We start from the raw sequence: 9,896 nt of genomic DNA, 5'->3' as shown, positions 1-9,896 counted from the left end.
GTCTTCGATGACCCGGCCAGTGGCCAGACGCTGTGCCGCCCGCTGGGTGGCGGTATCGAATTCGGTGAACCGGGTCGTGACGCCATCGCTCGCGAAATCCGCGAAGAACTGGACCAGCCAATCAGTGATGTGCGCCTGCTAGGCACCCTGGAGAGCCTGTTCACCTATGCCGGCACGCCGGGGCATGAGATCGTGCAGGTGTACGATGCGCGCTTCGACGACGCCAGCCTGTACCAGCAAGCCTGGCTGAATGGCCACGAGTCCAACGGCAGCCCGTTCCGCGCCCGCTGGTGTGACAGCGCCGATTTCGACCGCATCGGCCCGCTGGTACCAGAGGGGCTGCAGGCGTTGCTGCGCGACTTGTCGCTGCTGGCCTGAAACAAGGAGCCAGACCATGGATCTGCTGTTCCTGGGCACCTCCGCCGGGGTCCCCACCAAGGCAAGGAATGTCAGCGCCACGGCGCTGATCGAAACCAGCGGCAGCCACTGGTACCTGGTCGACTGCGGCGAAGGCACGCAGCATCGGCTGCTGCACACGCCGCTGTCGATCCGCGACTTGCGGGCGATCTTCATCACCCATGTGCACGGCGACCACTGCTTCGGCCTACCCGGTTTGCTGGCGAGCGCCGGCATGAGCGGCCGTACCCAGCCGCTGGAGCTGATCTTGCCCGCCGCGCTGCACGACTGGGTGCGCCAGGGCCTGGTGGCCAGCGACACTTTTCTACCGTTCGAACTGCGGCTGCTGGCAGTGGAAGAGCTGGTCCAGTGGCGCAGCGAAGCCGTGCAGGTGACCACCGTGCAGTTGTCGCACCGGGTGCCGAGCGTCGGCTTCGTGTTCACCGAACTCAACCCCGAGCCGCGGCTGGACGTCCAGCGGCTGGCGGCCGAGGGCATACCGCGCGGCCCGCTATGGGGCGATCTGGCCAAGGGGCTGGCGGTGCAGCATGACGGGCAGTTGCTGCACGGCAGCGACTACTTGCGCGCGTCCCGCCCGGCGCGGCGGGTGATCGTGTGCGGAGACAACGACAACCCGGAACTGCTGGCGGACGCCGCCAACGGTGCGGATGTGCTGGTGCATGAAGCGACGTTCACCCAGGCGGTGGTGGAGCGCACCGGCGTCACCTTCGGCCACAGCACTGCTGCTGCAGTGGCACGCTTTGCCGAGACTGTCGGCGTGCGCAACCTGGTGCTGACGCACTTCAGCGCCCGCTACCAGGGCGACCCACGGCGCACGCCGAACATCGACAACGTGCGCGATGAAGCGCTTGCGCAGTACAGCGGGAAATTGATATTGGCGCAGGACCTGCAGCGCTTCCGCATTGGGCGCGATGGGAGCCTGGAACCGGTTGGGTGCCATGGGGAACGGGTTTAGGCTGACAGGTGCTTGCCACAAAATATTCAGCGCCTGTCAGCCCTGATGCGATCCCTATGAGAGCGCCCAGGCGACATCCCTGCCTACGCCGCCAATCTCCCCCTGGCAATCGCCTCCGAAGCCGCCAGCATCGCCCGCAGCAACACCGCACAACCCGCCGCCAGGTCGTCAGGCGTGGCGTTCTCGATCTCGTTGTGGCTGATGCCATTCTCGCACGGCACAAAAATCATCCCCGCCGGCCCCAGCTCGGCCAGGAAGATCGCGTCATGCCCCGCCCCACTGACAATGTCCATGTGTGGCAAGCCCAGCGCCTGCGCCGAATCGCGCACGGCATCGACGCAGCCTTTGTCGAAGTACAGCGCCGGGAAGTCGGCTGTGGGTACCAGCTCGTAGCCAAGGCCATGTTTGGCACAAGTCGCCTCGATTACCCCGCGCACCTCGGCAATCATCGCATTCAGCTGCTCGCCCTCAAGATGCCGGAAGTCCAGGGTCATGCGCACTTCACCGGGGATCACGTTACGCGAGCCCGGGTAGGCCTGCAGGCAGCCCACCGTGCCACAGGCATGCGGCTGATGGGCGTGTGCGGTACGGTTGACGGCTTCGACGACGGCGGCTGCACCGACCAGGGCATCCTTGCGCAGATGCATGGGCGTAGGGCCGGCATGGGCTTCGACGCCGCGCAGGGTCAGGTCGAACCACTTCTGGCCCAGGGCGCCGAGGACCACGCCGATGGTCTTGGCCTGGTCTTCGAGGATCGGCCCCTGCTCGATATGCGCTTCAAAATAGGCCCCCACCGGATGGCCCAGCACGGCACGCGAACCGGCGTAGCCGATGGCGTTCAACGCTTCGCCGACGCTGACGCCCTGAGCATCGCGCTTGGCCAGGGTTTCCTCCAGGGTGAACTTGCCGGCGAATACCCCTGAACCCATCATGCAGGGGGCGAAGCGCGAACCTTCTTCGTTGGTCCATACCACCACTTCCAGCGGTGCCTCGGTTTCCAGGCCCAGGTCGTTGAGGGTGCGAATCACCTCCAACCCGGCCATCACGCCGAAGCAGCCGTCGAACTTGCCGCCGGTAGGCTGGGTGTCGATATGGCTGCCGGTCATCACCGGGGGCAGCTTGGGGTTGCGACCCGAGCGGCGGGCGAAGATGTTGCCGACGGCGTCGACGCTGACCGTGCATCCAGCCGCTTTGCACCATTGTACAAACAGGTCGCGGGCCTGGCGGTCGAGGTCGGTCAGGGCCAGGCGGCAGACGCCGCCCTTGGCGGTGGCACCGAGGCGGGCCAGGTCCATCAGCGATTGCCACAGGCGGTCGCTGTCGATGTGGTGGACGGTGGTCTTGAGGATGTCTTGGACTGGGGTCACAGGTTTCTCCTTCAGGCTTTTTTGTTGTCTGTACCGGCCCTATCGCCGGCAAGCCAGCTCCCACAGGATCACCACAGGTTCGAGTGCGGCGCAGTAGGTGGGAGCTGGCTTGCTGGCGATGGGGCCAGCGTGGTCTCAGGGTAAAGGCTTGGCCAGCCGTGCCGGGCTGCGCGCCGCCCAGCTGGCAAACACGTAATACAACGCCCCGCCCAGCAACGAGCCGGTGAACCAGCCGTAGTCGTAGAACCAGCTGAAACTGCTGTTGCCGATGGCCATCACGGTAAGCGCCACGGGCACCCCGAATGCCGCGAAGCCTGCCCAGTTCCACGCCGGGTACACGTCGTCGCGGTACAGCCCGGCCAGGTCCAGCTTCTGCCGGCGGATCAGGAAGTAGTCCACCACCATGATCCCGGCAATCGGCCCGAGCAGGCTGGAGTAGCCCAGCAACCAGTTGGAGTACACGCTTTCCAGGCTCAGGTCGGACACGATCAGGCCCAGCTTTTTCAGCAGCTCATGGCCCATCAGCGCCAGGCCGATGAAGCCGGTCAGCCACACGGCGCGGCTGCGCCCGATCAGGCGGGGGGCGATGTTCTGGAAGTCGTTGGTCGGCGACACGATGTTCGCCGCGGTATTGGTCGACAGCGTGGCGATCACGATCAACGCCATCGCCAGGGCCACCCAGAACGGGCTGTGGATCTTGCCGATCAGGCTGACCGGGTCGGACACCGTTTCGCCCACCAGTGACGCCGAGGCGGCGGTGAGCACCACGCCCAGCGAGGCAAACAGAAACATGGTCAGTGGCAGGCCGAAGATCTGCCCGAGAATCTGGTCCTTCTGGCTGCGAGCGTAGCGGCTGAAGTCGGGGATGTTCAACGACAATGTGGCCCAGAAGCCGACCATGGCGGTAAGCCCGGCGCAGAAATAACTGACCACGCTGGCCCCTTCCGGGCGCTTGGGCGGCTGCGCCAGCAGTTCGGTCATCGACATGTGCGGCACGGCCCAGAACAGCAAGCCGACGCCCACCGCTACCAGCAACGGTGCCGACAGCGTTTCGAGCCACTTGATCGACTCGGCGCCGCGCAACACCACCCACAGGTTCAGGCACCAGAAAATCATGAAGCCAATCACCTCGCCGGTCCCGCCCAAGGCCCTCCAGCCCTCGAACACCGAGCCGAGAAACAGGTGGATGGCCAGCCCGCCGAACATCGTCTGAATGCCGAACCAGCCGCACGCGACCACCGCACGGATCAGGCATGGCACGTTGGAGCCGAGGATGCCGAACGACGAGCGCAGCAGCACCGGGAACGGGATGCCGTACTTGGTGCCGGGAAAGGCATTGAGTGTAAGCGGGACCAGCACGATGACGTTGGCCAGCAGAATCGCCAGCAGGGCCTCGCCGACACTGAGGCCGAAATAGGCCGTGAGCACACCACCCAGGGTGTAGGTGGGCACGCAAATGGACATGCCCACCCACAGCGCGGTGATGTGCCATTTGTTCCAGGTGCGCTGATGCACCTTGGTCGGTGCGATGTCGTGGTTGTAGCGCGGGCTGTCGAGGACATCACTGCCCTCGGACAGCTCGAACAGGCCATTCTGCTCGACCACTTGCGATCTGCTCTGTTGCATGGGCCCTTCTCCAGATTTCTTGTAGTTGTTTGCTCATCGGGCGGATTCGATGGCCGGAGTACACACGCTGAATGTGCTTGAAAATTTCGACCAAATTCCCATCTTGTCAAGTTAGTCAAAATTCCTGAAAGCCCCGGGCTAGGCGCGTTATTTAAATTTACTTCTTTATTTTCAATAACTTAAAAACCACAAAATTAGTATGAAAATTTTCTTGCTGAATCCAGAATCAGCATCTAGCCTCGAATCTTGTCAGGACTGACAGGATTAACCGCCCTGCTTGCCCTGCACCCGGAAAATTCCAAGAACCGGCCAAGAGACCGGTCAGCCTGCGAGGAAAACGGCATGTCCCTGTTGATCCGTGGCGCCACCGTGGTTACCCACGAAGAAAGCTACTCCGCCGATGTGCTGTGTACCGATGGCCTGATCCGCGCCATTGGTCAAAACCTGGAAGCGCCCACCGACTGCGAGATACTCGACGGCAGCGGGCAGTACCTGATGCCCGGCGGCATCGACCCGCACACCCACATGCAGTTACCCTTCATGGGCACCGTCGCCAGCGAGGACTTTTTCAGTGGCACCGCTGCTGGCCTGGCCGGTGGCACCACGTCGATCATCGACTTCGTCATCCCCAACCCGCAGCAGTCACTGCTGGAGGCCTTCCACACCTGGCGTGGCTGGGCGCAGAAAAGCGCATGCGATTACGGCTTCCACGTCGCCATCACCTGGTGGAGCGAGCAGGTGGCCGAAGAAATGGGCGAGCTGGTGGCCCAGCATGGGGTGAACAGCTTCAAGCACTTCATGGCCTACAAGAACGCGATCATGGCCGCCGACGACACCCTGGTGGCCAGCTTCGAGCGCTGCCTGCAGCTGGGCGCGGTGCCCACCGTGCATGCCGAGAACGGCGAGCTGGTGTATCACCTGCAGAAAAAACTGCTGGCCCAAGGCCTGACCGGTCCCGAGGCACACCCCCTGTCACGCCCCTCGCAGGTGGAAGGCGAAGCGGCCAGCCGCGCCATCCGCATTGCCGAAACCATTGGCACGCCACTGTATGTGGTGCACATTTCCAGCCGTGAAGCGCTGGACGAAATCACCTATGCCCGGGCCAAGGGCCAGCCGGTGTACGGCGAGGTGCTGCCCGGCCACCTGCTGCTGGATGACAGCGTCTACCGCGACCCGGACTGGGCCACCGCCGCCGGTTACGTGATGAGCCCGCCGTTCCGCCCACGCGAGCACCAGGAGGCGCTGTGGCGCGGGCTGCAATCGGGCAACCTGCACACCACCGCCACCGACCACTGCTGCTTCTGCGCCGAGCAGAAGGCCATGGGCCGTGACGACTTCAGCCGCATCCCCAACGGCACCGCCGGCATCGAAGACCGCATGGCGGTGCTGTGGGACGCGGGCGTCAACAGCGGGCGCCTGTCGATGCATGAATTCGTCGCGCTGACCTCCACCAATACGGCAAAAATCTTCAACCTGTTCCCGCGCAAAGGCGCCATTCGCGTTGGCGCCGATGCCGACCTGGTGCTGTGGGACCCGCAGGGCACGCGCACCATCTCGGCCCAGACCCACCATCAGCGGGTGGACTTCAACATCTTCGAAGGCCGCACCGTGCGCGGGGTCCCCAGCCACACCATCAGCCAGGGCAAGGTGCTCTGGGCCGATGGCGACCTGCGCGCCGAGCCGGGCGCGGGGCGGTATGTGCAGCGGCCGGCGTACCCGTCGGTGTATGAGGTACTGGGGCGCAGGGCCGAGCAACAGCGGCCGACGCCTGTGCAGCGTTAAGGCGCCCGGGGCTGCTGCGCAGCCCATCGCCGCGGTTCGTCGCCACGGCAAGCCAGCTCCCACCTCGACCGCGCGGCTTTGACGGTCGGTGGAGTACCTGTGGGAGCCGGCTTGCCGGCGATTGGGGCGCAAAGCGCCCCCATTCCAAGCCAACTATAAGAAAGAGAGGCTCCAACCGTGATCGACGCCCTGAACCACTTGCCGCGCCCCCGGGCCGGCGCCGACCAGCTGGCCGAGCGCTTCAGCGACCTGGCCCCACCCCTGACCGCCCGCCAGGCCGCCGTCGAAAGCGCACGCTGCCTGTACTGCTACGACGCCCCTTGCGTCAACGCGTGCCCCAGCGACATCGACATCCCGTCGTTCATCCACCGCATCAGCGACGAAAACCTGCAAGGCGCCGCCGAACGCATCCTCTCCGCCAACATCCTCGGCGGCAGCTGCGCCCGCGTCTGCCCCACCGAAATCCTCTGCGAGCAAGCCTGCGTGCGCAATAACGCCCAGGAATGCGCACCGGTGCTGATCGGCCAGTTGCAGCGCTACGCGCTGGACAACGCCCAGTTCAGCGAACACCCATTCCAGCGCTCGCCGGCCACCGGCAAGCGCATCGCCGTGGTCGGTGCCGGCCCTGCCGGGCTGTCCTGCGCCCATCGCCTGGCCATGCACGGGCATGAGGTGGTGGTGTTCGAGGCCTGCGACAAGGCCGGTGGCCTGAACGAGTACGGCATCGCCCGCTATAAGCTGGTGGATGACTACGCTCAGCGTGAAGTGGAATTCCTGCTGGGGATTGGCGGTATCGAGATCCGCCATGGCCAGCGTCTGGGGGGCAACCTGAGCCTTGGCGAACTGCGCGATCAGTATGACGCGGTGTTCCTCGGCCTGGGCTTGAATGCCGTACGCCAATTGGGCCTGCCAGATGAAGAAGCCCCCGGCCTGCTTGCCGCGACCGACTACATCCGCGAACTGCGCCAGGCCGATGACCTCAGCCAGCTGCCGCTGGCCGACCGCTGCCTGGTGATCGGCGCCGGCAATACAGCGATCGACATGGCCGTGCAGATGAGCCGCCTGGGTGCCCGCGACGTCAACCTGGTGTACCGGCGCGGTATCGCCGACATGGGCGCCACGGGCCACGAGCAGGACATCGCCAAGGCCAACCAGGTGCGCCTGCACACCTGGGCCCGCCCCGACGCCGTGCTGCTGGACGACAGCGGCAAGGTGCGCGGCATGCGCTTTGCCCGCACGGCGCTTGCCGATGGCCGCCTGCGCGACACTGGCGAAACCTTCGAGCTGGCCGCCGATGCCATCTTCAAGGCCATCGGCCAACGCTTTGACGATGCCAGCCTCGCCGACCCGGTAGCCGCGCAACTGGCCCGCGAGGGGGAGCGTATTCGCGTTGATGAAGGGATGCAGACCAGCCTGCCGGGTGTGTATGCCGGGGGCGACTGCACCGCCCTGGGCCAGGACCTTACCGTGCAGGCCGTGCAACACGGCAAGCTGGCCGCCGAAGCCATGCATGCCCAACTCATGCTCAACGTGGAGGCTGCATAAATGGCCGACTTGTCTATCGTATTCGCCGGCATCAAGGCGCCCAACCCGTTCTGGCTGGCCTCCGCACCGCCCACCGACAAGGCCTACAATGTGGTCCGCGCGTTCGAGGCGGGCTGGGGCGGTGTGGTCTGGAAGACCCTGGGCGAAGACCCGGCGGCGGTCAACGTGTCCTCGCGCTACTCGGCGCACTATGGCGCCAACCGCCAGGTGCAGGGCATCAACAATATCGAGCTGATTACCGACCGCTCGCTGGAAATCAACCTGCGTGAAATCACCCAGGTGAAGAAGGACTGGCCTGACCGTGCGCTGATCGTGTCACTGATGGTGCCGTGCGAAGAGCAATCGTGGAAGTTCATCCTGCCACTGGTGGAAGCCACCGGGGCCGATGGCATCGAGCTGAACTTCGGCTGCCCCCACGGCATGCCGGAGCGCGGGATGGGCGCAGCGGTAGGCCAGGTGCCGGAGTACGTGGAAATGGTCACCCGCTGGTGCAAGACGTATTGCTCGCTGCCGGTGATCGTCAAGCTCACGCCGAACATCACCGATATCCGCCAGTCGGCCCGTGCCGCTCACCGTGGCGGGGCCGATGCGGTGTCGTTGATCAACACCATCAACTCGATTACCAGCGTCGACCTGGACCGCATGGTGGCCCACCCCATCGTCGGCGACCAGAGCACCCACGGCGGTTATTGCGGTTCGGCGGTAAAACCGATTGCGCTGAACATGGTGGCAGAAATCGCTCGCGACCCGGAAACCCGCGGTTTGCCGATTTGCGGCATTGGCGGCATCGGCAACTGGCGTGATGCCGCCGAGTTCATGGCCCTGGGCAGTGGCGCCGTACAGGTATGCACAGCGGCGATGCTGCACGGTTTTCGCATTGTCGAAGACATGAAGGACGGCCTGGCACGTTGGATGGACCAGCATGGGCACCCGAATATCGAGGCGTTCCGCGGTCAGGCAGTGGGGCATACCACGGACTGGAAGTACCTGGACATCAACTACAAGTCCGTGGCGCATATCGACCAGGAGGCCTGCATCGGTTGCGGGCGCTGCCACATTGCCTGTGAAGATACTTCGCACCAGGCGATTGCCAGTACCCTCAAGGCGGACGGTACCCACGCCTATAGCGTGATCGAGGAGGAATGCGTGGGCTGCAACCTGTGCCAGATCACCTGCCCGGTGGAGAGCTGCATCGAGATGGTGGCGCAGGATACCGGCAAGCCGTACCTGAACTGGACCCAGGACCCGCGCAACCCCTATCGCGAGGCCAGTTAAGCGTCTTTGCCTTGAATGGCCTCATCGCCGGCAAGCCAGCTCCCACAGGGATCGCAGCAGGGCTGACAGGTGCGATCCCTGTGGGAGCTGGCCTGCCGGCGATGAGCCGCAACGCGACCCCAATCGGAGCCTCAGGGTTCCAAACCGATCCCCCGCAAAATCACACTGGTCACCGTCTGCATCGCACTCTCGAACGCCATGTCCGACAGCGCCTCGCCACCATTGAGCAGCGTCACTTGGTAGCCAAAGTCAGCGTAATGCTGGGTAGCCGCCCAGATCATGTACAGCAACGCTGACGGCTCAACCGGCAGAATGCGGCCCTCCTCCACCCAGCGGCGGATCTTGGCTTCCTTCAGCTTCGCCCAGGGCACCAGGCTCTCATCAAGGTTCACCCCCAGGACCGGCGCGCCGTGCAGCATCTCTTCGGCCCAGATCTTCGAGCCCAGCGGCCGTGAGCGCGAATGGCCCATCTTGGCCCGGATGTAACTGGTCAGCACTACGCGCGGGTCGTCGAAATTCTCGAAACACAATGCATCCTGCTTCCACACATCCAGCAGGTCTTGCAGCACCGCGCGGAACAGCTCGTCCTTGGTGCTGAAATAGTAATGCAGGTTGGAGCGCGGCAACTCGGCCTGCTCGGCGATATCACCCATCGAAGTAGCGCCGTAGCCCTTGTCGGCGAACACCTTTTCCGCGGCTTGCAGAATCTTCTCGACATTGCGCCGGCGGATTTCGATCTTGTGGTTGGCCATCAGGCTTGAGCCGTCCACACCGCCAGTTCATAACCGTCCGGGTCGATGAAGTGGAAACGCCGGCCACCGGGGAAGGCAAAGGCCGCGCGGCTGATCTTCGCACCTGCGGCCTCGACGCGTTTCTGCGTGGCCTCGAGATCGTCGGCGTAGAGGATGATCAACGGCCCACCCGGCCTT

At 64.5% G+C, this 9,896-nt stretch carries 9 protein-coding genes; 5 read left to right on the top strand and 4 right to left on the bottom strand.

The window, feature by feature from the left end; translation table 11 throughout:
- Together HP547_RS23320 and HP547_RS23315 are read left to right on the top strand one after the other, a co-directional pair.
- On the top strand, nucleotides 1-378 hold a 378-nt coding region (locus tag HP547_RS23320; protein ID WP_172287630.1), incomplete at its 5' end, for an NUDIX hydrolase.
- 16 nt (nucleotides 379-394) lie between these two features.
- Nucleotides 395-1,372 carry a ribonuclease Z gene (locus HP547_RS23315; protein ID WP_172224745.1) on the top strand — a complete coding sequence of 326 codons (978 nt, stop codon included), beginning with the start codon at nucleotides 395-397 and terminating at the stop codon, nucleotides 1,370-1,372.
- 83 nt (nucleotides 1,373-1,455) lie between these two features.
- Here the strand turns inward: HP547_RS23315 and HP547_RS23310 are convergent, their stop codons facing one another.
- Nucleotides 1,456-2,739 carry an allantoate amidohydrolase gene (locus HP547_RS23310; protein WP_172287627.1) on the bottom strand — a complete coding sequence of 428 codons (1,284 nt, stop codon included), beginning with the start codon at nucleotides 2,737-2,739 and terminating at the stop codon, nucleotides 1,456-1,458.
- 135 nt (nucleotides 2,740-2,874) lie between these two features.
- Nucleotides 2,875-4,365: an NCS1 family nucleobase:cation symporter-1 gene (locus tag HP547_RS23305; protein ID WP_172224750.1), complete on the bottom strand. Its 1,491-nt coding sequence runs from the start codon at nucleotides 4,363-4,365 to the stop codon at nucleotides 2,875-2,877.
- Nucleotides 4,366-4,707: 342 nt separating this feature from the next.
- Here HP547_RS23305 and hydA point away from each other — a divergent pair, with 342 nt between their 5' ends.
- From hydA to preA, 3 genes are all read left to right on the top strand, one after another.
- A complete protein-coding gene (hydA, locus tag HP547_RS23300; RefSeq protein WP_172287624.1) occupies nucleotides 4,708-6,147 on the top strand; it encodes a dihydropyrimidinase in 1,440 nt (479 codons plus the stop codon).
- A 177-nt stretch (nucleotides 6,148-6,324) separates the two neighbouring features.
- Nucleotides 6,325-7,692, top strand: coding sequence for an NAD(P)-dependent oxidoreductase (locus tag HP547_RS23295; RefSeq protein ID WP_172224756.1), 1,368 nt, complete (start codon nucleotides 6,325-6,327; stop codon nucleotides 7,690-7,692).
- Nucleotides 7,693-8,967 carry an NAD-dependent dihydropyrimidine dehydrogenase subunit PreA gene (preA, locus tag HP547_RS23290; RefSeq protein WP_172224759.1) on the top strand — a complete coding sequence of 425 codons (1,275 nt, stop codon included), beginning with the start codon at nucleotides 7,693-7,695 and terminating at the stop codon, nucleotides 8,965-8,967.
- A gap of 131 nt (nucleotides 8,968-9,098) precedes the next feature.
- On the opposite strand, the gene HP547_RS23285 is transcribed toward preA, so the two are convergent.
- Together HP547_RS23285 and HP547_RS23280 are read right to left on the bottom strand one after the other, a co-directional pair.
- Nucleotides 9,099-9,719 (bottom strand): TetR/AcrR family transcriptional regulator, encoded by a 621-nt coding sequence (locus tag HP547_RS23285; RefSeq protein ID WP_172224762.1) that lies wholly within the window; start codon nucleotides 9,717-9,719, stop codon nucleotides 9,099-9,101.
- On the bottom strand, nucleotides 9,719-9,896 hold a 178-nt coding region (locus HP547_RS23280; RefSeq protein ID WP_372242917.1), incomplete at its 5' end, for a VOC family protein. The genes HP547_RS23280 and HP547_RS23285, both read right to left, overlap by 1 nt.

The organism is Pseudomonas sp. CM27, from assembly GCF_013179515.1.
Classification (GTDB): Bacteria; Pseudomonadota; Gammaproteobacteria; order Pseudomonadales; family Pseudomonadaceae; genus Aquipseudomonas.
Note: the sequence above shows the minus strand (reverse complement) of the source record. Positions and strands in the feature narration are given on the sequence as shown.

Coding starts and splice junctions, on each gene's coding strand:
- HP547_RS23315 (WP_172224745.1), top strand. CDS start 395: ATGGATCTGCTGTTCCTGGGCACCTCCGCCGGGGTCCCCACCAAGGCA.
- HP547_RS23305 (WP_172224750.1), bottom strand. CDS start 4,365: ATGCAACAGAGCAGATCGCAAGTGGTCGAGCAGAATGGCCTGTTCGAG.
- hydA (WP_172287624.1), top strand. CDS start 4,708: ATGTCCCTGTTGATCCGTGGCGCCACCGTGGTTACCCACGAAGAAAGC.
- preA (WP_172224759.1), top strand. CDS start 7,693: ATGGCCGACTTGTCTATCGTATTCGCCGGCATCAAGGCGCCCAACCCG.
- HP547_RS23285 (WP_172224762.1), bottom strand. CDS start 9,719: ATGGCCAACCACAAGATCGAAATCCGCCGGCGCAATGTCGAGAAGATT.